This is a genomic window from Mixta sp. BE291, assembly GCF_031457955.1.
Taxonomy (GTDB): Bacteria; Pseudomonadota; Gammaproteobacteria; order Enterobacterales; family Enterobacteriaceae; genus Mixta.
The window spans coordinates 80688-102436 of sequence record NZ_JAVDXN010000002.1 but is presented as its reverse complement, the minus strand read 5'-3'; the positions used below and the strand labels follow the sequence as shown (position 1 = coordinate 102436).

The following is a 21749-nucleotide window of genomic DNA, read 5'->3' as shown; positions in this document are numbered from 1 at the left end:
GCTTTGCGCCGCCCGCCCGTCACCGCAAAGCGAGGCGATAACCCTGCCCCCGGTGCTTCCTGAAAACGTGCGCCCTTGACGATGCAAGGGCGCAGGCCGTTAAAGCGGATTGACCGTACTGCGTCGCTTGCGCTCACGCAGGAACGCGGTAACCAGAACCAGCCACAGCAGGCCGCTCGCCAGATTAATCAGGCTAAACCAGGCACTGCCGCCGTGAAAATAGCCGAACTTCGTCAGCTCAATGCCCAACGCAAAAGCAATAATGCTCACCATACCTAACATAGCGGCCACGCTGCCTTTGCCCGCGCTGCTGGAAAACAGCGTCAGGCGATAAAGTCCGGCGTTAACCATGCCCGCGCCATAGGCATACAGGCTCAGCCCGGCGGTCAGCCACAAATAGCTGTGGTTATTGAGCAGGCTGGTTAACGCGGCCAGCACCAGACCGGCCAGAATCGGCCATGCGCCGAAACGCAGCGGGCTTTCAATGGGAAAGCGGCTGGAAAGACGGCTTAGCGTCAGGTTACCGGCGATCATCGCCAGAAACACCGGCAGCTGCAGCAGCGCGTAATCCATACGCGATAAGCCTTCATCCTGAATCAGAATCACCGGCGACAGCGCCACCCAGGCCAGAATGGGAATAAAAACCAGCCCGATCGCCAGCGAACCGCTCATGACTTGTCGATCGCGCGCCAGCGCCAGATAGCTGCGGCCCAGATTTTTCAGGCTAATGGAGACGGTGCGATCGCCAGCGGTTTCCGGCATGGCGCGCCAAAGACCAACCAGCGCCAGCGCAGCGATAATCGCAAACAGCCAGAACATGGTGCGCCAGTCGCCAACGGTCAAAAAGGCGGCGCCTGCCAGCGGGCCGGCCAGCGGCGCCAGCAGGGCGACATTCGCCATCAGCGCCATAATGCGCACGCTGCGCGCCTCGTCAAACGCTTCCTGAATGGCGGCATAGCCAACCGCACCGATAAAGCAGAGGCTGATGCCCTGCAGGAAACGCAGCGCGACAAACTGCTCGATGGATGAAATCCAGTGCATCAGCGCGCAGCAGACGATAAAAAACAGCACGCCCGCCAGCATCACCGGACGACGGCCATATTTATCCGATAGCGGGCCAAGCAGCCATTGCAGAACGATACCGCCTATCAGATAAGCGGTCAGCGAGGCCGAAACCCATTCGGCCCCGACATGGAACTCATTGATCACCAGCAGCATGCCGGGCTGGATCATGTCGTGCGCGATATAGGTCGCGAACTCAAACAGTACCAGCGAAAGCGGGAACAGTAGGTGCCTGAAGGTCAGGCTGGAAACCGGGGTGTATGCGGCCATGCAGGTATGCTCCAGAAAGATAAAAACGCGACCGCAAGTGCGGCCGCGCCAGTATAACCATCAAACCAGTATGACAGATGAATTATTCTTGATGCGTAAACGCCGCAATCGGGTTGGCCAGCTCACCGGCAAATTTCAGGTTTTCCGCCGGATCCGCCAGGTTAATCATCTGCTGATTATTCGCCAGCTGCAGGCGATTCAGGCAGGAGAGGGCGAAGGTCGGCGTAAACAGATCATAGCGGGCAAACTTACTCGCCAGCTGCGGATGCGCCTGCTGATAGTGGTGAACGCACTGCGCCACGCGTTGCCAGAAACGCGCTTCCGGCAGCGTCCCGCTCTCATCGAGGATCGCGGAGACAAAGCGGAAAATGCAGTCAAACACATCGGTAAAAATAGAGAGCACCTTCAGGTTTTCCGGCACCTCTACCGCCAGCCGCTGCGCCTTATCCGGCAGCACCGCGTCCGGGTTCAGCACCGCGATCTCTTCGCCGATATCTTTCATATAGGCGCTGACCGGCACGTTATTTTCCAGCAGCAGAATCAGGTTCTCGCCGTGCGGCATAAACACGATGTCATGCTGATAGAAACAGTGCAGCAGCGGGCTAAGGTAGCAGGTCAGATAGCGGTCGATCCATGTCTGCGCATCCAGCCCGGAATCAGCGATCAGCGCGGGCAGCAGCGGCTGCTGATGCTGATCGATATGCAGCAACGAAGCCATGGTCATCAGGCGCTGACCAGGCTGTAGCCGCGCCACCGGGTTATCGCGCCACAGCGCGGCAAACATCTTTTTATAGGCGGAATCGCCCTGAATAGCGCGCTCATAATAGCGGTTATGATAGCCAATCGCCGCGACCTCGCGCAGCAGACGGAAATCGCACCGCTGTAGCCAGGCGTCCTGACTCACCACGCTTTCCAGCCACTGATTCACCGCAGGCGTAGTCGCCATATAGTAAGGCGACAGGCCGCGCATAAAGCCCATATTCAGCACCGAGAGCGCGGTTTTCACATAGCGTTTGCTCGGCTGGCTGCGGTTAAAGAAGGTGCGGATCGATTGCTGCGCCTGATAGCTCTCTTCGCCTTCGCCGAGCCAGATAATGTCGCGCGCGGCGATGTCGGGCGCAAACACCGTTAGCAGCTTGTTCTGCCACTGCCAGGGATGAACCGGCATAAACAGATAATCCTGCGGGTTCACCGCCATGGCTTCCAGACGCGCATTAAAACTGGCGACGGTCTCTTGCCCCAGCTCCTCCTGCATCAGCTGTTGATAGCTCAGGGTATCCAGGCTGGAAAAGTGCGCGTTGCGGGTATGCACTGCCACCCAAACCAGATGCACCGGCGCGGCCGCCTCCGGCGCGTAAGCCAGATAGTCACGCGCATCAAACCCGATGCGACCATTATTGGCGACAAAGCAAGGATGGCCTTCGGTCATTGCGGCTTCCACCGTCTGGAAATCAGCTTTCACCAGCGCCGCGCTGTCCGGGTTGCCCTTTTGTAATTTGTAGACGCTGCTGCACAGCGTGCTGGTGATCTCTTCCATATAGGTCGCCAGCATGGCGGCAGGGATGCCAATCTGCTGATGAAACTCAATAATAAACTGCAGCGCATCCAGCGGACGCGGCTCGCCGTTTTCATGCTTTGCCAGCGAATCGAGATCGATCTGCCAGTGATCGAGCGCCAGACGACGGGCGCGAAAAGCGTAAACCGCTTCGCCGCCCGGCACCGCCAGCTGATAGCTGTTATTCGCATCCGGCTGCGGCGCAATCAGTTTTTCATGGGCGAACTCCGCAATCGCTTTGCGCACCAGCAGGCGGTTCGCCAGCGTCCAGTTGTCGCCGCTCAGGTGTTGTCCATTAATCAGGGGATGGGGTGTCGTCATTGGTAAAGGTTCCTGCAATTGCGCTTGCTGATAATCTTCGCGCTGGCAAAAGGCGAGCCAGGCCGTTTTATGTCCCATATCGATGGTGTGCTGATAGCGAAAGCCCGCGCGTTTGTTCAGCCGATGGATTTTCTCGTTACGCACGTCCGGCTCCACGACCACGCGCTGCACCTGCGGCAGGCTGAACAGGTAATCCATCACCGTGCTGAACACCTGCCAGCTAAACTGCGGCAGCGGCTTGTGCGCCGGAGCGATAAGAATATGCATCCCGTAATCGTCAGCACGCGCGGGATAGTGCTTGCCCACCTCATCCTGTTGGGCGCGGTAAAACTCCATCAGGAAAACCGGCTCGTTATTGCAAAGGCCGATAATCGCCGCCTGCGGATCGCTGGCCGTCAGCTGCTGGTAAAAATCGGCAACCTGTTGCAGCGTATCGTTTTGCATGCCCCAAAAGCGCGCGTACTCCTGCGTGACCCAGCGATGGATAAGCGGCGCATCGTCTGCCTTCATCGTACGCAACGTAAAGTCACCGGCGGGCCGTTTACAGCGGTATACCACGTTCATCTTAGCGCTCCGTTTCTGCCGGGAAGGTTTGGAAGGCGATGCGTTGCTCCACCGGGTAGATCTCGCGTCCGGCGATTTCACGGATCAGCACCGAGTTGCGGTAGCAGGCCATACCGAGATCGGGCGTAACGAAGCCGTGGGTATGCAGTTCAGCATTTTGTACAAACACCGCGTTATGACGATCGATGCTGTAGTTGCGCTGCACATCGTAACGTCCCTGTTCATCCCAGCGCAGGCGGTGCGCGATGCCTTCAATAAACTGCGGCGGCTGATAGTGATAGCCGGTGGCCATCACCAGTCCTTCGGTGCGGCGCGTATAGTGTTCATCTTGTTCACGCTGATGGAGCGACAACTCCAGCTCACCGCTCGGCAGGCGACGCAGCCCGGTCAGCGCTGAGTTGGTAAACAGCCGCACCTTCAGATCGCCATCCAGCTGCTTGATATACATCAGGTCATAAATGTCGTTGATCAGGCTGCTGTTGATGCCCTTAAACAGATTTTTATGTCCGGCATTCAGCTGGTCGCGTTTAGCGGGCGGCAGGGCGTGGAAATAATCGATCCACTCCGGCGACGTCATCTCCAGCGTCAGTTTGGTGTACTCCAGCGGATAGAAGCGCGGCGCCCGCGTGACCCAGTTGAGCTGATAGCCGTGGCTGTCGATATCGCTCAGTAGATCGTAGAAAATCTCCGCCGCGCTCTGACCGCTGCCCAGCACGGTGATCGCGCGCTGCGTTTGCAGCTGCGCTTTATTTACCAGGTAATCGCTGGAATGCACGATGCGATCGCGCAGCGGGCGGCTGCATTCCGGCAGCCAGGCCACCGGCCCGGTGCCTAGCACCAGCTTGTGCGTCAGCCAGCTATGGCGTTCGCCGCTACGCGTATCCACCGCCTGAAGCCGATAGCATTCGCGACCTTCGTCGTAGCTGACGTAATCCACGCGCGTATTCCAGCGCAGGTTATTCAGCTGCGAGCAGGCCCACTGGCAATACTGGTTGTACTCTTTGCGCATCAAAAAGAAGCTTTCGCGGATATAGAAGCTGTAAAGCTTGCCCTGCTGCTTCATGTAGTTCAGCACACTGAATGGGCTGGTGGGATCGGCCAGCGTCACCAGATCGGCCATAAACGGCGTTTGCAGGTGGGCGCTCTCCAGCATCATACCGGTGTGCCAGTCAAAGCCTGGATTCTGGTCAAGGAACAGGCCGTTGACCTCTTCCAGCGGTGAGGTCAGGCAGGCCAGACTTAAATTAAACGGCCCGATGCCAATGCCGATAAAGTCATAAATGGTGTCGTTCATCATTATGTCCTTACTGATTCGCAGCGTTTAACGGCGTGTTGTGCGACAGTTCGCGCCCGTAATGGCTGATTAACGCGATGACATCTTCCATATCAGCGATGCGCGTGTTGGGATTGAGCAGGGTAAATTTCAGATACTGGCGTCCGTTGACTTTGGTCCCCGCCACCACCGCGTTGCCTGAGCGGAACAGCGCTTTGCGGATTTGCGCGTTGATCTCATCGACCTTCTCGTCGTGCAGGCCGGGACGCGGAATATAGCGGAACACTTGAGTGGTGAGTTCAGGCGCATGCAGCACCTCAATGGCCGGGTGCGCCTGTAACAGGCGATGCGTTTGCTGCGCCAGCGCCAGTACGCTGTCAAAGGCGCTACCCAGCTGCTGTGCGCCCATGATCCGCAGCGTCATCCACATCTTCAGCGCATCAAAGCGACGCGTGGTCTGAATGCTTTTATTCACCAGGTTCGGCGTGCCTTCCTGCTGCGCGCTGAGCGGATTCAGGTAGTCGGCATGTACCGTAACATGACTGAGGTGCTGGCTTTCACGCACAAAGAACGCGCCGCAGCTGACGGTCTGGAAGAAGGATTTGTGATAATCCACGGTAACGGAGTCGGCGCGCTCAATGCCTTTCAGGCGCGCCCGATGCTGCGGCGACACCAGCAGCCCGCAGCCGTAGGCGGCGTCCACATGCATCCAGAGCTGGTAGTGACGACAAATATCGCCGATCGCCTGTAGCGGATCGATGCTGCCGAAATCGGTGGTGCCTGCTGTGGCAACCACCGCAATCGGGATCAGGCCATCCTGACGACACTGCTGAATCGCCTGCTCAAGTTTGGCGGCATCCATACGGTAGTGCTCATCGTGATCGATAGCGACCACCGCATCATAGCCAAGACCCAAAATCGCGGTAGATTTCTGGATACTGAAGTGGCTCATTTTCGAGGTGAAAATACGCCATTTTCCTGCTTCAGGCGGTAAGCCACGCTGTTTAATCAGGTGCTCCGGGTGTTGGCGTACGCACCAGCTGTCGCGCGCCAGCAGCATTGCCATCAGGTTCGACTGCGTGCCGCCGCTGGTGAAAATACCGTCTGAGCCAGCGGGCAGGCCGATACGCTGTAGCGTCCAGTCAATTACTTTCTGTTCAATCAGGGTGCCGCCTGCGCTTTGATCCCAGGTATCTACCGAACTGTTAACCGCGCTCATCACCTGTTCCGCCAGCAGTGAAGGCAGAACGATAGGGCAGTTAAGGTGGGCGACATATTTTGGATGATGGAACCAAACCGCATCGCGCAGATAAACCTCAGCCAGCTCGCTCAGCGCCGCTTGCGTATCGCCCAGCGGCTGCTCCAGATCGATATGACGTAAGGCAGGCGCCAGTTCGTGCGGCAGGATGCCGCTAAACGGCTTTTCAGTCTGCTGTAGCTGGTGGCGAATCAGCGCCAGCGCGCTCAGGGTTTGTTGCGCATATTGCTCCAGCTGCGCCTCGTTAAAGAAAAATTCGCTGCCGCTGGCGGATGAGGTTTCACCCTGTTCTGAAGCGGTATGTTGCGTTGTTGCGGAAACTAAAGCCATTTCCTGACCCTTTTTCTGGACGTAAGAAACCCGTACCGTCACTGAAAATATGACGGCCCTGTACGCCTGATGCTGTATGGCATCAGTTCAAATTATCTAATGTCTTTGTGGGTAAAAGCATTTACCCGAAATTAATCAAAAACAGAGGAGTAGCCATCTGATGCAGATAAACCTCCTTTTTATGCGGTTATGGCCCGCTTTTGTTAATTAAATGCTGCTGTTGAGAATGTAAATGCGATTATAAATAGCAATCATTATCATTCAATAGGATTTTGGTGACAGTTAAGTTATAAGTGTTATTAATATTTAAAGTGTGACGAAGATCACATTGAGCCGTCTCAAAAACGGCGGGAAAGGGGAGGGAGCGCGGGTATTTTGACGCAAGCAGACAGTAAACAGGCAAGCATGCAGAACAACGGGTAAGCAGGAAAAAACGGGCGAGCATAAGGAAACAGGCGAGCAGGCAGAAAAGCAATCCAACAGGTAAGATAACGGGCGAGCAAGAAGCGGCGACAGGAAAACAGCAAGCGGGCAATAAAACAGCTGCCGCGTCAGGGCGGCAGCTGGCAGAGATTACTCGACGCGTAACACGCGGCTGGTGTTAGTGGTGCCGGTGGTAGCCATCACATCACCCTGAGTGACAATAACCAGATCGCCAGAGACTAAAAAGCCTTTGTCGCGCAGCAGGTTGATCGCATCATGCGCGGCGGCTACGCCGTCATTATTGCTGTCAAAATAGACCGGCGTCACGCCACGATAGAGCGCCGTCAGATTAAGCGTACGTTCGTGACGCGACATCGCGAAAATCGGCAGCCCGGAAGTAATGCGTGAGGTCATCAGCGCAGTACGGCCCGATTCGGTCATGGTAATAATCGCCGTAACGCCCTGCAGATGGTTGGCGGCATACATCGCCGACATCGCAATCGCTTCTTCAACGTTATCGAACTGCACTTCCAGGCGATGTTTCGACACGTTAATGCTGGGCACTTTTTCCGCGCCCAGACAAACTTTCGCCATCGCGCTAACGGTTTCCGCCGGATACTGACCCGCCGCGGTTTCAGCTGACAGCATGACCGCATCGGTGCCATCCAGCACCGCATTGGCGACATCCATTACTTCCGCGCGCGTCGGCATTGGATTGGTAATCATTGATTCCATCATCTGCGTCGCGGTGATCACCGCGCGGTTCAGCTGACGGGCGCGACGAATCAACGCTTTCTGGATACCCACCAGCTCCGGGTCGCCGATTTCCACGCCAAGGTCGCCACGGGCCACCATCACCACGTCGGAAGCGAGAATGATATCGTCCATTGCGTCCTGGCTGGAGACCGCTTCAGCGCGTTCAACCTTGGCGACAATTTTCGCATCGCTGCCCGCTTCCTGCGCCAGACGGCGCGCGGTGTTGAGATCTTCGCCGCAGCGCGGGAAAGAAACCGCCAGATAATCGACGCCGATTTTTGCGGCGGTGTTGATGTCCGCTTTATCTTTTTCGGTTAGCGCTTCGGCAGAGAGACCGCCGCCCAGTTTGTTAATGCCTTTATTATTGGAAAGCGGGCCGCCGACGGTGACTTCGGTAAACACTTTGCTTTCGCGCACTTCCAGCACTTTCAGCTGGACGCGACCATCATCCAGCAGCAGCACATCACCCGGCACCACATCTTCCGGCAGGCCTTTATAGTCGATACCCACTTTTTCTTTATCGCCTTCACCTTTGCCCAGACTCGCATCAAGCAGGAAGCGATCGCCAACGCTGAGAAAAATTTTCCCTTCTTTAAACGTTGAAACGCGAATTTTCGGCCCCTGCAGATCGCCGAGAATGGCGACGTGGCGACCCAGCTTGGCTGCAATTTCGCGTACTTTATCCGCACGCAGCTGGTGATCTTCTGGCGTGCCGTGGGAGAAGTTCAGTCGTACTACGTTAGCCCCGGCGGCAATGATCTTTTCCAGATTATTGTCGCGGTCGGTGGCAGGGCCTAACGTGGTCACGATTTTGGTTCTTCTGAGACGTCGAGTCATGGGTTTTCCTTAAGGTGTAGAAACCTGAATGAGGCGTAGAGTAAGTATGCATGTTCTGTTTATGATTATTGATCTAACTGCAGATTCATTTTCCTTTCTGTTACCGCTGGCGGCGATGCCAGGCCAGAGTTAAAGACGTTTTCCTGTTCGCCAAATACAATACTGACACCGGCTGCTAAAGTCACCCTTCGCTCGCGCTGAAGAAAAACTTCGTTGATAAGCGACAAGTTTAGCGCACCGCAGCGGCGGGAAGAGCAGCGAACAATGGGCGCTTGTGGCAAGTTATCTTTCAAGGCGCGCGAGGGCCTGCTTAACGCTGGATGGGGAACGGATCGCTCTCTTTATCCAGCCGCGACGGTTTTAACGCTTCTTTGACCCGTTTGAGGTTCGCACGCAGGCTGGTGCCGTGATGCAGCGTAAAACCGGTCGCCAGCACATCAATCAGCATCAGCTGCGCCATACGCGACACCATCGGCATATAAATATCGGTATCTTCCGCTACGTCCAGCGCCAGCAGCAGCGAGGCCTCCTGCGCCAGCGGCGAGCTGGAAGCAGTCAGCGCCAGCACCACCGCGCCGTTTTCGCGCGCCAGCTGTGCCAGCTCCGGCAGCGATTTCGTGCGGCCGGTATGGGAAATCAGCACCACGACATCGCCCGCGCCGCTGTTAATACAGCTCATGCGCTGCATCATCACGTCATCGGAACAGAAAACCGGCACGTTAAAACGGAAAAATTTATTCATGGCGTCGTGCGCCACTACCGCCGAAGCGCCCAGCCCGAAAAAGCTGATTTTTTTCGCCGTCGCCAGCACCTCGACAGCACGCTGAATGGCGCGCATATCCAGGCGTTGACGCACCTGCTCCAGACCGGCCAGCGCTGACTGGAAAATCTTGTCGCTATAGATCTCTACCGCATCATGCTCATCAATGTTACGGCTTACCCAGGGCGTGCCGGTCGCCAGGCTTTGCGCCAGCTGCAGTTTAAAATCGGGAAAGCCTTTGGTTTGCAGGCGATGGCAAAAGCGGTTTACCGTAGGATCGCTGACTTCAGCGGCGGCGGCCAACAGCGCGATGCTGGAGTGAATCGTCATCTCTGGCGCGGCGAGCACCACGGCGGCGACTTTGCGTTCGGATTTACTGAGAAAGGGAAGCTGCGACTGAATTTTCTCCAACATATTGTTCATGCGCTAACGCTCATCACTTTTGTCAATTTCATATAAAGGTGCATCCAATGGCGGTTTACTGCGAATATACCGCGCTATAGCCGTCCCAGGGCAGCGCTGGTAAAACCTGACCTGACGTTTTTTGCCAGAATATGAGCTGTGTCTGATTTCGTTGTGAAAAGCCATATTTTTTACAGGGATTAACGCGCCGCAAAAGCACGCAGAGCGTTGTTAAAATAACCGTTTATGGCAAAAGGAGCGGGCGCTGGTTTACCCGCGTCGATCAAACACAGTACATTGTGCTGAAATAAAATTACAATAAGAGCTGGGTTAGCGCGGATCATCCCGGACCCGACTCATCCTGCAACGAGGAGATAAGAATGGCGGTAACACAAACAGCCCAGGCATGCGATCTGGTTATTTTCGGTGCGAAAGGCGACCTTGCGCGCCGTAAACTTCTGCCTTCCCTGTATCAGCTGGAAAAGGCAGGGCAGATTCATGAAGAGAGCCGCATTATCGGCGTTGGCCGCGCGGAATGGGATAAGGCGGCGTACACCAAAGTGGTACGTGAAGCGCTGGAAACCTTTATGAAAGAAAAAATCGACGAAGCGCTGTGGGATCGCCTCAGCGGCCGCCTCGATTTTTGTAACCTGGACGTTAACGATACCTCGCATTTCCCACGCCTGGGTAAAATGCTGGACCAACAAAACCGCGTCACCATCAACTATTTTGCCATGCCGCCCAGCACCTTCGGCGCTATCTGCAAAGGGTTGGGACAGGCGAAGCTGAACGCTAAGCCCGCGCGCGTAGTGATGGAAAAACCGCTCGGCACCTCGCTGGAAACCTCTCAGGAAATCAACGATCAGGTTGGTGAATATTTTGAAGAGTGCCAGGTGTTCCGTATCGACCACTACCTGGGTAAAGAAACGGTACTGAACCTGCTGGCGCTGCGCTTTGCTAACTCCCTGTTTGCCAATAACTGGGATAACCGCACCATCGATCACGTGCAAATTACCGTAGCGGAAGAAGTCGGTATCGAAGGGCGCTGGGGCTATTTTGATAAAGCCGGTCAGATGCGCGATATGATCCAGAACCACCTGTTGCAGGTGCTGACCATGATTGCCATGTCGCCGCCGTCCGATCTCAGCGCCGACAGCATTCGTGATGAAAAAGTAAAAGTGCTGCGCTCGCTGCGCCGCATCGACCACAGCAACGTGCGCGATAAAACGGTGCGCGGCCAGTACACCGCCGGATTTGTGCAGGGCAAAAAAGTGCCGGGCTACCTGGAAGAAGAGGGCGCCAACAAAACCAGCAATACCGAAACCTTCGTTTCTATTCGCGTTGATATCGATAACTGGCGCTGGGCTGGCGTGCCTTTCTACCTGCGTACCGGTAAGCGCCTGCCGACCAAATGTTCGGAAGTGGTGGTCTATTTCAAAAACCCGGAAATGAACCTGTTTAAAGAATCCTGGCAGGAGCTGCCGCAGAACAAGCTAACCATTCGTCTGCAGCCGGATGAAGGGGTGGATATCGAAATCCTGAACAAGGTGCCGGGACTCGATCATAAACATAATCTGCAAACCACCAAGCTGGATCTGAGCTACTCAGAAACCTTTAACCAGTCCCATCTGGCCGATGCCTACGAGCGCCTGCTGCTGGAAAGTATGCGCGGCATTCAGGCGCTGTTTGTGCGCCGTGATGAGGTGGAAGCGGCATGGAAATGGGTCGATTCCATTGTTGATGCCTGGGCGGCGGATAACGACGCGCCTAAGCCTTATCAGGCGGGCACCTGGGGGCCCGTTGCTTCCGTGGCGATGATCACCCGCGATGGCCGTTCCTGGAACGAGTTCGAATAAGTCAAAAGCTGTTAAGCCCGCGTAATGCGGGCTTTTTTTTGCGTTGTAAAAACGTTGAAAAAAATGAACCGCAGTTTCAAAAAATGCTTAAGCACGTGGACGCCTGCGCTAAAGATCAGGTATGGTAATCACCGTTTCTTTGCCGCGCGGATGCGCCATTTTTGCCAGTGGTCGGATGGTTCGCTGGCCTGACAGGAGAAAGTACGATGAAAAACTGGAAAACAAGTGCCGAATCGATCCTGACCACCGGGCCAGTGGTGCCGGTTATCGTAGTGAATAAACTGGAACATGCGGTGCCGATGGCGAAGGCGCTGGTGGCGGGCGGCGTGCGCGTACTGGAAGTTACGCTGCGTACGCCGGTCGCAATGGATGCGCTGAAAGCGATTATTCAGGAAGTGCCGGACGCCATCGTCGGCGCCGGAACGGTGATCAATCCGCAGCAGCTGGCGGAAGTGACCGCAGCGGGCGCGCAGTTTGTTATCAGCCCCGGCATCACGGAACCGTTATTGCAGGCGGCCGTGGAAGGCAGCGTTCCGTTGATTCCCGGTATCAGCACCGTGTCTGAATTAATGACCGGTATGCAGTATGGCCTGCGCGAGTTTAAATTCTTCCCGGCGGAAGCCAACGGCGGCGTAAAAGCGTTACAGGCGATCGGCGGACCGTTCCCGCAGGTGCGTTTCTGCCCAACCGGCGGTATCTCGCCGAAAAATTACCGTGATTACCTGGCGCTGAAAAGCGTGCTGTGCATCGGCGGCTCCTGGCTGGTGCCCAACGATGCGCTGGAAAGCGGCGATTATCAGCGCATTACCGATTTGGCGCGTGAAGCGGTAGCGGGCGCTCGCTAAGCATGATGGCTCTCCCCGGCGGGAGAGCCATGTTTTGTTAACCGCTAACCCTGACGGCCGCCGCCGCGGCAACCGCGCGCGTTACCGCCTCCTCGACGTTTTCCGCCGTGGCCAGCGCCACGCCCATCCGACGTTTGCCGTCGATTTCCGGTTTCGCAAACAGCCGCAGCTGCTGCCCGGCGCCCAATGCATTTTCCACTTCGCCATAGCTGACGTTATTGCTGCGCAGCGCCGGCAGAATAACCGCTGATGCCGCCGGGCCATACTGACGAATCGCGCCGATCGGCAGGCCTAGAAAGGCGCGCACATGCAGGGCGAACTCGGAGAGATCCTGCGAAATCAGCGTAACCATGCCGGTATCGTGCGGGCGCGGCGACACCTCGCTGAAAACCACTTCATCGCCGCAGACAAACAGCTCCACGCCAAATAAGCCAAAGCCGCCCAGCGCTTTCACGACGTCGCCAGCGATCTGTTGGGCGCGCGCTAATGCCTGCGGGCTCATCTGTTGCGGCTGCCAGGATTCACGATAATCGCCATCCTCCTGACGATGACCAATCGGCGCGCAAAAATGAATGCCGTCTGCGGCGCTGACGGTAAGCAGGGTAATTTCAAAATCAAATTTTACCACGCCTTCGATAATCACTTTTCCGGCCCCGGCGCGTCCACCCTGTTGTGCGTAGATCCACGCCTGTTCCAGCTGGGACGCCTCACGTACGAAGCTCTGACCTTTGCCGGAAGAACTCATCACCGGCTTCACGATGCAGGGAAAACCGATCTCTTCCGCTGCGGCGATAAAGGCGGGCTGCGTATCGGCGAAGCGATAGCTGGAGGTGGGCAAAGCCAGCGTTTCAGCCGCCAGACGGCGGATACCTTCACGATTCATGGTAAGACGCGCCGCCTGAGCGGTGGGCACCACGCGCTGTCCCTGTTGCTCCAGCTCAATCAGCATATCTGTGGCGATCGCTTCAATTTCCGGCACCACATAATCGGGACGCTCCTGAGCAATCAGCGCTTTCAGCGCCGCGCCATCCAGCATATTAATCACATGGCTGCGGTGGGCGACATGCATCGCTGGCGCATCGGCATAGCGATCCACGGCAATCACTTCAACGCCTAAACGCTGACATTCAATGGCCACTTCTTTGCCCAGTTCGCCTGAACCCAACAGCATCACACGCGTCGCGCCGGGACGCAGCGCCGTTCCAAGAATCGTCATAGTACCTACCTGAAAAGTGAAGAGTAAAAACGCGCGCAGTATATACGAAAACGTTTGCGCTGACAGCCGTCAGGAAAACTTGATCTCAGGATTTTGCCTGTTATACTGTATAAAAATACAGTATATACCCGAGGTGAGTCATGGCTGTTGAAACCAAATTTGTTGTGGTCAGAAAAGGTGAAGAAAAAATGACATTTGCCAGTAAAAAAGAAGCAGACGCATACGACAAAATGCTCGATATGGCGGAAGCTTTTACTGACTGGCTGGTACAAAGCGATCTGCCGCTGGAAGAAGCTCAGCTGGAAAACCTGGGCCTGTTCCTGGCGGAACAGAAAGATGCGGTACAGCATATTTTACGTACCAGCAAGCTGCCGGACGCGCAGCCCGCGGTAAAAGCATCGAAGGCCGCCGCAGCGGAAACCAGCGATGATAACGCGCCAGACGAAACGGCGAAAAAAGTTCGCGCGGTTAAAGCGGCCTGATTAACGCGCCCGCTCAACGTTGCAGCCTGGCGAATATCAGCCACACTTTCCTGATAACGATGTTAAGCAGAGCGGGATGAACAGGGTTCATCCCACCTTCTTTTGCTATTTGCTCTCGCTTACGCTTCTTGACGCCCGATGCTTCACACTATCGGCATACATCACAAAGGAGAGCTTATGAGTAACTGGCTGCAGCAAGTGCAAAAAATGTTGAGCAATACGGGCATCGGCAACGCAGGCGCAAAAGCGCAGGGCGGCAGCGAAGGGCTAAGCAAAATGCTGGCGCCGGGTGCGCTCGGCGGCCTGGCCGGTATGCTGATATCCAGTAAATCCTCGCGCAATCTGTTAAGCAAATATGGCAAAAACGCCCTGGTGATCGGCGGCAGCGCGGCGGCCGGCGTTTTGCTATGGAATAAATATAAGCAGCGCGTGCGTGAAGCGCATCAGGATGAGCCGCAGTTTGGTCAGCAGGAGACACCGGTGGATCAGCGCGCGGAACGTTTGATTACCGCGCTGGTGTTCGCGGCGAAAAGCGACGGTCATATCGATGGCGAAGAGCGCAAAGCCATCGAGCAAAACATCCATCAGGCGGGTTATGGCGAACAGGCGGAAGCGCTGATTCAACAGGCGATTGATCGTCCGCTGGATCCGCACGGGCTGGCGCAGGGCATAAAAAACGAGGAAGAGGCGTTAGAGCTTTACTTCCTGAGCTGTGCGGCTATCGATGTCGACCACTTTATGGAACGCAGCTACCTGAAAGAGCTGGGCGATGCACTGAAGATCCCGGCGGACGTGCGCGAAGATATTGAAAAAGATATTCGCGCCGAAAAAGAGAAACTCCCATCCTGACCCTCTCTGTTAAGGCCTGCCGCTGCCTGGCGGCGGGCTGGTAACCTTCACAACCTGCTTTTTGCCGCTGCCGCTTGGCAATCATGGCCTTAGCTGCCAACCTTAATGTATCTATGTCTGAAAACAGTAACCGTTATGATGCCACCGAAAGCGAAGAGAGTTCCTCATGAAATGACGCTGCATGATGATACGCGCGTCGATAATTACTACTGGCTGCGTGATGACCAGCGTGAAGATCCCGACGTGCTGGATTATCTGCGCGCTGAAAATAACTATGGCCATAAGGTGATGCTGACGCAAAAGGCGTTGCAGGATCGCCTGCTGAAAGAGATGGTCGGGCGCATTTCGCCGCAGGATTATTCGGTGCCTTATGTGAAAAACGGCTATCGCTATCAGAGCCGCTATGAGGCCGGTAACGAATACGCGACCTATTTTCGTCAGCCCGCAGAGACCACGACGCCCGATGAGTGGGAAGTGCTGCTTGATGCTAACCAGCGCGCTTCGCACAGCGAGTTCTATACCATGGGCGCGCTGGATATCAGCCCGGACAACCGCATCATGGCGCTGGCGGAAGATTTCCTGTCGCGCCGCCAGTACGGTATCCGTTTCCGTAACCTGGAGAGCGGCAACTGGTATCCGGAAGTGCTGGAAAATGTCTCATCCAGCTTTGCCTGGGTTAATGACTCAAAAACGCTCTATTACGTGCGTAAAGATAAGCAGACGCTGCTGCCTTATCAGGTGTGGCGGCATAATGTCGGCACGCCGCAGCAGGATGACGAGCTGGTCTATGAGGAGAGCGATGACACCTTCTACCTCAGCGTGCATAAAACCACCTCGGAACATTTTGTTCTGATTGCGCTGCACAGCACCACCACCACTGAAATTCATCTGCTGGATGCTGAGTATGCCGATGCGCGTCCGCGCGTGTTTGTGCCGCGGCGCAAAGGCCATGAATATACCCTTGATCATTACGATCATCGCTTCTGGCTGCGCTCAAACCGCGAAGGGAAAAACTTCGGCCTCTACCGCACCAGCTACCTGGATGAGTCGCGCTGGGAAACCATTATCGCGCCGCGTGACCATGTGGTGATGGAAGATTTCCAGCTGTTCCGTAACTGGCTGGTGGTGGAAGAGCGGCAACGCGGGCTTTCCAGCCTGCGGCAGATCTGCTGGCGTACCGGTGAGACCTTCGGTATCGCCTTTGACGATCCCGCCTATGTCACCTGGCTGGCTTATAACGCCTCGCCGGAGACCAGCAAGCTGCGCTACGGCTATTCATCCATGACTACCCCCACCACGCTGTTTGAACTGGATATGGATACCGGTGAACGGCGCGTATTAAAGCAGACGCAGATCAACGGCTTTGATTCCGCTAACTATAAGAGCGAGCATTTATGGATTAAAGCGCGCGATGGGGTGGAAGTGCCGGTTTCGCTGGTTTATCACTGCCAGCATTATCAACCGGGCAAAAACCCAATGCTGGTGTACGGCTATGGCTCTTATGGCACCATTATGGACGCCGACTTCAGCTCTAGCCGTCTCAGCCTGCTGGATCGCGGTTTTGTTTATGCGCTGGTTCACGTGCGCGGCGGCGGCGAGCTGGGGCAACAGTGGTATGACGACGGGCGTTTATTAAACAAAATGAACACCTTTAACGACTTCCTCGACGTAACCGATGCGCTGGTTCAGCATGGCTATGGCGATCCACAGCGGCTTTACGCGATGGGCGGCAGCGCGGGCGGGCTGCTGATGGGCACGGTAATTAATTTACAGCCCGCGCGTTTTCATGGCGTTGTGGCGCAGGTTCCCTTTGTGGACGTGGTCACCACCATGCTGGATGAGTCGATTCCGTTGACCACCGGCGAATATGATGAGTGGGGCAACCCCAACGATCCGCAATATTATGACTATATGAAGCAGTACAGCCCTTACGATAACGTCACGGCGCAATCTTATCCGCATATGTTGGTGACCACCGGGCTGCATGATTCGCAGGTACAATACTGGGAGCCTGCCAAATGGGTCGCTAAGCTGCGCGAGCAGAAAACTGATGAAAACCTGCTGCTGCTCTGTACCGATATGGATTCCGGCCACGGCGGCAAATCAGGACGTTTTAAATCCTATGAAGGCGTTTCGCTGGAGTTTGCGTTTATCATCGGCCTGGCGCAGGGCTCGTTGCACGGCAGCAGCGGCTATTAATCGTCAGCCTGACTGACCTGCTTTTGCAAGGCGTTACGCAGAGCAGGTTTCAGATCGGGAATCGAGTCAAGCATCCAGCGCAGATAGCCAGGGTCACGTTTAGCCACGTCTGCAATCGGACGACCGCGATACTTGCCGAACGGCATCACCTCTGCTGAGGTTGGTTGCTGCATACGAGCAGCCAGCTGCGTGGCATCCCAGCCGGAGGTTGCCATAATGCGAATCAAGAGCGCGGCGGTGACATAGCAGTCATACAGCGCCCGGTGCGCATGCAGATCGGCGGGTGGCGTCACGTCCAATTGCAGATGCTGTCGCAGCGCCTGATTGCCGTAGGTTAAACCGGGCCACAGCTGGCGTGCCAGCTTCATGGTGCAAATCCATTCGCCATGCATTTCCGGCAGCATACGCCGATCGAAGCTGGCGTTATGTGCCACATAATAAGGGCTGCCGTGATAACGGCTGATAAGCGCTTCAATCGGCGGCTTATTGGCCACCATCGCTTCGCTGATGCGATGCACCGCCATCGCCTGACGGCTGATAGGCCGGTCGGGGCGCACAAGGTCGCTCATGGGGTTAACGATCTGGCCGTCAATCACATCAACGGAAGCAATTTCAACGATACCGCCCTGTAGACCACAGGTTTCAGTATCAATAACGCGTAGCATAAAACCTCTTAGCGCTGACGCGCACTGTTATCTCTTGGGTTCCCAGGGCAGGCGGGAAAGGTTAAGCGAGGTCTGGCGATGATGCATCAGGCGCTCCCGGAACCAGTCGCGTAGCGCTTCCGGCTGTTCACGCTCGACGATTTCCGCCACCACCGGCATATTGTAACGCTCTTTAAACGCGACGCCAGCGGCAGCCAGGTCAACGTTCACTTTATCTTTCTCTTCCTGCGACAATGTTGCCAGGTTGTTAGACATTTTTTACTCCTCTGTATAAGCGCTGCTGCACCCGTTTTGAATCGCCGTTAATGCCTCGACAGGCTTCGGCACGGGAGGTATGCTGCGGCCTCGTTGGTGACAACCACGATAGTTTACAGGATGAAATCATGTTGAAAACCTGCTTCTCTGCTTTACCTGGCGCCGCCCTGGTATTGGCCGTCGCTTTTTCTCCAGCTGCTCTGGCTCATGCCCACCTGAAGTCGCAATATCCCGCCGCGAATGCCAACGTTGAGGCATCGCCTCAGGCGTTGACGCTGACCTTTTCTGAGGATGTCGAGCCTGCTTTTAGCGGTGTTGATATCGTTACGGCTAATCAGCAAGCGATGCCGGTAGCGGAAGTTGAGCGTGCGCCAAAACAGCATAATCAGCTCATTGTACCGCTGGAAAAACCGCTTCCCAGCGGCAGCTACCAGGTAAACTGGCATGTGCTGTCGGTAGATGGTCACAGAACCAAGGGAAGTTACACTTTCAGCGTGAAATAGCGATGACGCTGGAGACGCTCTATATCTTCTGCCGCTGGCTCCACTTCAGTGCGCTGATGTTGCTGACCGGCAGCGCCTTTTATAGCGCGCTACTGGCACCGCGTCGCTATCGTGCGGTGCTGAGTCAACGTTTAATGCCGCTGCTTATCGGCTGTACGATGTTAACGCTGTTAAGCGCCCTGGCGATTTTGGCGGCACAGACCGGACTAATGAGCGGCGACTGGCGCAACATCGTGCAGGCGGCGATCTGGCGAGCAGTAATGCAGACGGGCTTTGGTCAGGCCTGGATGGTGCAGCTGCTGGCTGCGCTGCTGGCCTGCCTGAGTCTGGCCGGCGGCGGCAGGCGGCAGCGTTTGCTGCTGCTTTGGGGCCTGGTGCAGCTTTGCGGTATGGCCCTGGTGGGACATGCGGCGATGCTGGATGGCTGGCCCGGCGCGCTACAGCGTTTCAATCACGCGATTCATCTTATCGGCGCGTCCTTTTGGGCTGGCGGCCTGCTGCCCTTGCTGTGGTTAATGCGTGATGCGCGGCAGCCAGCGCTACGGAGTGATGCCATCTGCACCATGATGCGCTTTTCCCGCTATGGGCATTTGGCGGTCGCGCTCACGTTACTGAGCGGCATGATCAACACGGCTTTTATCGTGGGCTGGCCCTGGCCCGCAACGAATGATTATCGGCTGTTGCTGATGGTTAAAATCTTGCTGGTGGCGCTGATGGCAGGCATCGCGCTGTTTAATCGCTACTGGCTGGTGCCGCGTTTCTCCACGCCGGGCAGCGGGGCGCAATTATGGTTTATGCGTACCACGCAGCTGGAGATCGTCATCGCGCTATTGGTCGTGATTGCTGTTAGTACCTTTGCCACGTTACAGCCATAATGCGTGTCGAATTATTCGCATAAAGCGCAGAGTGTTTTAGCTATAAATAAGTCAACCGGGACAATAAGGTAACCTCATGAAAAAAATCATCGGATTATTACTGGCGATGGGATGCTGCACCAGCGCGCTGGCTGCATCAGAAATCATCACCATTAGTCGTTTTGAAATGGGTAAAGATAAGTGGCCCTTTACCCGCGAAGAGGTGATGCTGACCTGTACGAAAGAGCATGCGCTGTTCGCTATTAACCCCAGCACCTTGATGCAATATCCGCTGAACGACGAAGCGGCGCATAATGTGAAATCAGGCAAGGCCACCGCGCAGCCTATTTCTGTTATTCAGGCTGACGATCCGCAGCATCCTGGACAAAAAGCCAGCCTGCAGCCGATTATCGAGCGTGCAGAAAAACTGTGTAATTAATCCAGTCGAGCGCGGCAGCGTCGCGCTCAAGCTGTAGTTAACACTGGCGCTAAATGACAGCGTCTTATGCGCTTTTTGCCGTTGATCTCACAGACTTAAACTCTTCCTTACAGCCTGTTTGCATCCGGCTGGACATTCCTCACGGCTGTTCTACGCTTTATAAGGCAAGGCGACATCGCCTGCATTAATGCCAACTTTTAGCGCACGGCTCTTACAAGAGCCATTTCCCTGGACCGAATATAGGAATCGTATTCGGTCTTTTTTTGTTTTGTTTAAAAAAGCAGTAAGTTACAGATGAAACGGTGACTTGTTTATGCTTGTATTCTGCTCAGCACCCTTTGCTAACCCCTTATAGTCATTTTGTGAACGCACCACCCGTCATAAAGTTACTGACGAAGGTATAACGTAATACATGGCTCATTTCACCTTCCGGTAATCCTCTTTTTGCGATCTGCTGTATTTGGTAAAAGTGCCGGTAGCATTCCTCAAAAGGTTTGCCTTCATGCACCAATAGTTCTTCATATAACTCGCTGCTACAGCAAGGCTAAGCGAGAGCACCATTTTATTTTTACGCGCCAGATTTAAGCTTGCCTTGTCCGCTCGTAGCCTAAAAATGACCGAAACGGCTGCCAAACATATGTATGAACCTGGTCGCTATGTTCCTTTGCATATTCAGGAAAAGCTATTCGTTACGGTAAACGCGCGGTCGATCCCCGTAAAGTCAAAGTTTTATCCTGATATGAGATAGAGATGTACAAGCTGTATCATAAAAAAGCCACTACTGAGTATAAAAAATACACACTGGAAGTTGTGGTAAGAGAGTCTGACTGGACGATTACCCACTTTATATATTATTAGGCCGCCGACAGGAACACATCAATGTTTGATATTAATAACGAAGAATTCACGTTTGCTATCTCTCCTTTTGAAAGGGTTGTCGATAACGAGACTGACCTGGAGTATCAACGCTGGGACTGGATTAAATCCTTTGTTGAATTTTCGGTTCCCGGCCTGAAAGTACAATTCCAGACTAAATTTACTGTGGGTGAGCTACAAGTTTTACGTGAACAGTTTTCTGCTCATCATGATGTGCTTATCGCCGAACAGGAGATAAAGCCTTTTGAATTTCGCAGCGAATGTCATCAGCTGAATATGATTATCAGAAAGGTTGCCAGTGCTGACGATATAGTTATCGAATATGATCTTCGGCCTGAATCTCATGCCGACAGTGTACAGGTCAAAGGCGACTTCAGCCTTGATGAAAGCTTCCTCCCTGACATTCTTAAACGGCTGGAAGAAATGATTACATGGCAAAATTAAGTATTTCAACATCTGGCTTCTTAGCGGATGAGACCGGCGATGGCGAGGTAGGATCGTCGTCAGAGAATACGCCGGGCAGCTTTCACGGGCTGGCGAAAAGCCTGCGATTGGCGATGCATCACAGTGATCTCATGAAATGTAGTTGGAGCGTCCGATGCAATACCGGCATCTTTGCAATCATCAGCAAACCGCTCCGTTAAATTATCAGGATGCATCGCGCCGTCCGGGCTGTTTTTCCTTATGCCAGCGCTAATTAAAAAATTAATTTTTTCCCTTTGTGGTGACATTAAATAATATTCGCCCGCGTGAGTATTTTGGCTTGTTATTACAGGCCTAGTGTAAACACTATTGGTGTTCCTGTGTTCCTGTGTTCCTGTGTTCCTGTTTAATGTCAAACAGATATCATCCTTGTTGTTATTTTATAATGCGCATGGTATTTTTTATTATTAGCTTTA

General features: G+C 54.8%; 19 protein-coding genes. 9 read left to right on the top strand and 10 right to left on the bottom strand.

All coding sequences use genetic code 11. The features are described from left to right. Positions 1–99: 99 nt before the first annotated feature. From J2X14_RS05600 to J2X14_RS05575, 6 genes are all read right to left on the bottom strand, one after another. Positions 100–1332 carry an MFS transporter gene (locus J2X14_RS05600; RefSeq protein WP_352410245.1) on the bottom strand — a complete coding sequence of 411 codons (1233 nt, stop codon included), beginning with the start codon at positions 1330–1332 and terminating at the stop codon, positions 100–102. A gap of 82 nt (positions 1333–1414) precedes the next feature. After that, positions 1415–3772: a GNAT family N-acetyltransferase gene (locus tag J2X14_RS05595; RefSeq protein WP_352410244.1), complete on the bottom strand. Its 2358-nt coding sequence runs from the start codon at positions 3770–3772 to the stop codon at positions 1415–1417. A 1-nt stretch (position 3773) separates the two neighbouring features. Further along, positions 3774–5066: a lysine N(6)-hydroxylase/L-ornithine N(5)-oxygenase family protein gene (locus tag J2X14_RS05590; RefSeq protein WP_352410243.1), complete on the bottom strand. Its 1293-nt coding sequence runs from the start codon at positions 5064–5066 to the stop codon at positions 3774–3776. Between the two features lie 10 nt (positions 5067–5076). Next, a complete protein-coding gene (locus J2X14_RS05585) occupies positions 5077–6633 on the bottom strand; it encodes a pyridoxal phosphate-dependent decarboxylase family protein (protein WP_352410242.1) in 1557 nt (518 codons plus the stop codon). Positions 6634–7206: 573 nt separating this feature from the next. Further along, positions 7207–8649 (bottom strand): pyruvate kinase, encoded by a 1443-nt coding sequence (gene pyk, locus J2X14_RS05580; protein ID WP_352410241.1) that lies wholly within the window; start codon positions 8647–8649, stop codon positions 7207–7209. 310 nt (positions 8650–8959) lie between these two features. Further along, on the bottom strand, positions 8960–9832 hold the full coding sequence (locus tag J2X14_RS05575) for a MurR/RpiR family transcriptional regulator (RefSeq protein WP_352410240.1): 873 nt from the start codon (positions 9830–9832) through the stop codon (positions 8960–8962). 359 nt (positions 9833–10191) lie between these two features. Between J2X14_RS05575 and zwf the strand changes: the two genes are divergently transcribed. Further along, positions 10192–11667, top strand: coding sequence for a glucose-6-phosphate dehydrogenase (gene zwf, locus J2X14_RS05570; protein WP_352410239.1), 1476 nt, complete (start codon positions 10192–10194; stop codon positions 11665–11667). Between the two features lie 206 nt (positions 11668–11873). Next, a complete protein-coding gene (locus J2X14_RS05565) occupies positions 11874–12512 on the top strand; it encodes a bifunctional 4-hydroxy-2-oxoglutarate aldolase/2-dehydro-3-deoxy-phosphogluconate aldolase (RefSeq protein ID WP_352410238.1) in 639 nt (212 codons plus the stop codon). Positions 12513–12549: 37 nt separating this feature from the next. Here the strand turns inward: J2X14_RS05565 and purT are convergent, their stop codons facing one another. Next, on the bottom strand, positions 12550–13728 hold the full coding sequence (purT, locus tag J2X14_RS05560) for a formate-dependent phosphoribosylglycinamide formyltransferase (RefSeq protein WP_352410237.1): 1179 nt from the start codon (positions 13726–13728) through the stop codon (positions 12550–12552). A 140-nt stretch (positions 13729–13868) separates the two neighbouring features. Between purT and J2X14_RS05555 the strand changes: the two genes are divergently transcribed. The 3 genes from J2X14_RS05555 (at position 13869) to J2X14_RS05545 (ending at position 17258) form a co-directional block, all read left to right on the top strand. After that, on the top strand, positions 13869–14210 hold the full coding sequence (locus J2X14_RS05555; protein WP_352410236.1) for a YebG family protein: 342 nt from the start codon (positions 13869–13871) through the stop codon (positions 14208–14210). A 177-nt stretch (positions 14211–14387) separates the two neighbouring features. Then, positions 14388–15059, top strand: a complete 672-nt coding sequence (locus tag J2X14_RS05550) for a tellurite resistance TerB family protein (RefSeq protein WP_352410235.1) — start codon at positions 14388–14390, stop codon at positions 15057–15059. A gap of 135 nt (positions 15060–15194) precedes the next feature. After that, on the top strand, positions 15195–17258 hold the full coding sequence (locus tag J2X14_RS05545; protein WP_352410234.1) for a prolyl oligopeptidase family serine peptidase: 2064 nt from the start codon (positions 15195–15197) through the stop codon (positions 17256–17258). Here J2X14_RS05545 and exoX read toward each other — a convergent pair. Then, positions 17255–17923, bottom strand: coding sequence for an exodeoxyribonuclease X (gene exoX / locus J2X14_RS05540; RefSeq protein ID WP_352410233.1), 669 nt, complete (start codon positions 17921–17923; stop codon positions 17255–17257). The two genes, J2X14_RS05545 and exoX, sit on opposite strands and share 4 nt — an antisense overlap. Positions 17924–17950: 27 nt before the next feature. Continuing rightward, the gene (locus J2X14_RS05535; protein WP_352410232.1) at positions 17951–18178 is read right to left on the bottom strand and encodes a DNA polymerase III subunit theta; all 228 of its coding nucleotides are present in this window, start codon (positions 18176–18178) and stop codon (positions 17951–17953) included. A gap of 128 nt (positions 18179–18306) precedes the next feature. Here J2X14_RS05535 and yobA point away from each other — a divergent pair, with 128 nt between their 5' ends. The 4 genes from yobA to J2X14_RS05515 all read left to right on the top strand — a co-directional run bounded on the left by yobA (position 18307) and on the right by J2X14_RS05515 (position 21294). Then, a complete protein-coding gene (gene yobA, locus J2X14_RS05530) occupies positions 18307–18681 on the top strand; it encodes a CopC domain-containing protein YobA (protein WP_352410231.1) in 375 nt (124 codons plus the stop codon). Between the two features lie 2 nt (positions 18682–18683). Next, on the top strand, positions 18684–19556 hold the full coding sequence (gene copD / locus J2X14_RS05525) for a copper homeostasis membrane protein CopD (protein WP_352410230.1): 873 nt from the start codon (positions 18684–18686) through the stop codon (positions 19554–19556). Between the two features lie 76 nt (positions 19557–19632). After that, positions 19633–19974 (top strand): YebY family protein, encoded by a 342-nt coding sequence (locus J2X14_RS05520; protein WP_352410229.1) that lies wholly within the window; start codon positions 19633–19635, stop codon positions 19972–19974. Positions 19975–20853: 879 nt separating this feature from the next. After that, on the top strand, positions 20854–21294 hold the full coding sequence (locus J2X14_RS05515) for a WapI family immunity protein (RefSeq protein WP_352410228.1): 441 nt from the start codon (positions 20854–20856) through the stop codon (positions 21292–21294). Positions 21295–21353: 59 nt separating this feature from the next. Here the strand turns inward: J2X14_RS05515 and J2X14_RS05510 are convergent, their stop codons facing one another. Continuing rightward, on the bottom strand, positions 21354–21581 hold the full coding sequence (locus tag J2X14_RS05510; RefSeq protein ID WP_352410227.1) for a hypothetical protein: 228 nt from the start codon (positions 21579–21581) through the stop codon (positions 21354–21356). Positions 21582–21749 lie beyond the last annotated feature (168 nt).

Excerpts from the sequence above, each read along its gene's own strand:
- J2X14_RS05600 (WP_352410245.1), bottom strand. The coding sequence starts at position 1,332 with ATGGCCGCATACACCCCGGTTTCCAGCCTGACCTTCAGGCACCTACTG.
- purT (WP_352410237.1), bottom strand. The coding sequence starts at position 13,728 with ATGACGATTCTTGGAACGGCGCTGCGTCCCGGCGCGACGCGTGTGATG.
- pyk (WP_352410241.1), bottom strand. The coding sequence starts at position 8,649 with ATGACTCGACGTCTCAGAAGAACCAAAATCGTGACCACGTTAGGCCCT.
- J2X14_RS05550 (WP_352410235.1), top strand. The coding sequence starts at position 14,388 with ATGAGTAACTGGCTGCAGCAAGTGCAAAAAATGTTGAGCAATACGGGC.
- J2X14_RS05515 (WP_352410228.1), top strand. The coding sequence starts at position 20,854 with ATGTTTGATATTAATAACGAAGAATTCACGTTTGCTATCTCTCCTTTT.
- copD (WP_352410230.1), top strand. The coding sequence starts at position 18,684 with ATGACGCTGGAGACGCTCTATATCTTCTGCCGCTGGCTCCACTTCAGT.
- J2X14_RS05510 (WP_352410227.1), bottom strand. The coding sequence starts at position 21,581 with ATGTCACCACAAAGGGAAAAAATTAATTTTTTAATTAGCGCTGGCATA.
- J2X14_RS05575 (WP_352410240.1), bottom strand. The coding sequence starts at position 9,832 with ATGAACAATATGTTGGAGAAAATTCAGTCGCAGCTTCCCTTTCTCAGT.
- J2X14_RS05520 (WP_352410229.1), top strand. The coding sequence starts at position 19,633 with ATGAAAAAAATCATCGGATTATTACTGGCGATGGGATGCTGCACCAGC.
- exoX (WP_352410233.1), bottom strand. The coding sequence starts at position 17,923 with ATGCTACGCGTTATTGATACTGAAACCTGTGGTCTACAGGGCGGTATC.
- J2X14_RS05535 (WP_352410232.1), bottom strand. The coding sequence starts at position 18,178 with ATGTCTAACAACCTGGCAACATTGTCGCAGGAAGAGAAAGATAAAGTG.
- J2X14_RS05595 (WP_352410244.1), bottom strand. The coding sequence starts at position 3,772 with ATGAACGTGGTATACCGCTGTAAACGGCCCGCCGGTGACTTTACGTTG.
- J2X14_RS05555 (WP_352410236.1), top strand. The coding sequence starts at position 13,869 with ATGGCTGTTGAAACCAAATTTGTTGTGGTCAGAAAAGGTGAAGAAAAA.
- J2X14_RS05585 (WP_352410242.1), bottom strand. The coding sequence starts at position 6,633 with ATGGCTTTAGTTTCCGCAACAACGCAACATACCGCTTCAGAACAGGGT.
- J2X14_RS05545 (WP_352410234.1), top strand. The coding sequence starts at position 15,195 with ATGATGCCACCGAAAGCGAAGAGAGTTCCTCATGAAATGACGCTGCAT.
- yobA (WP_352410231.1), top strand. The coding sequence starts at position 18,307 with ATGTTGAAAACCTGCTTCTCTGCTTTACCTGGCGCCGCCCTGGTATTG.
- zwf (WP_352410239.1), top strand. The coding sequence starts at position 10,192 with ATGGCGGTAACACAAACAGCCCAGGCATGCGATCTGGTTATTTTCGGT.
- J2X14_RS05590 (WP_352410243.1), bottom strand. The coding sequence starts at position 5,066 with ATGAACGACACCATTTATGACTTTATCGGCATTGGCATCGGGCCGTTT.
- J2X14_RS05565 (WP_352410238.1), top strand. The coding sequence starts at position 11,874 with ATGAAAAACTGGAAAACAAGTGCCGAATCGATCCTGACCACCGGGCCA.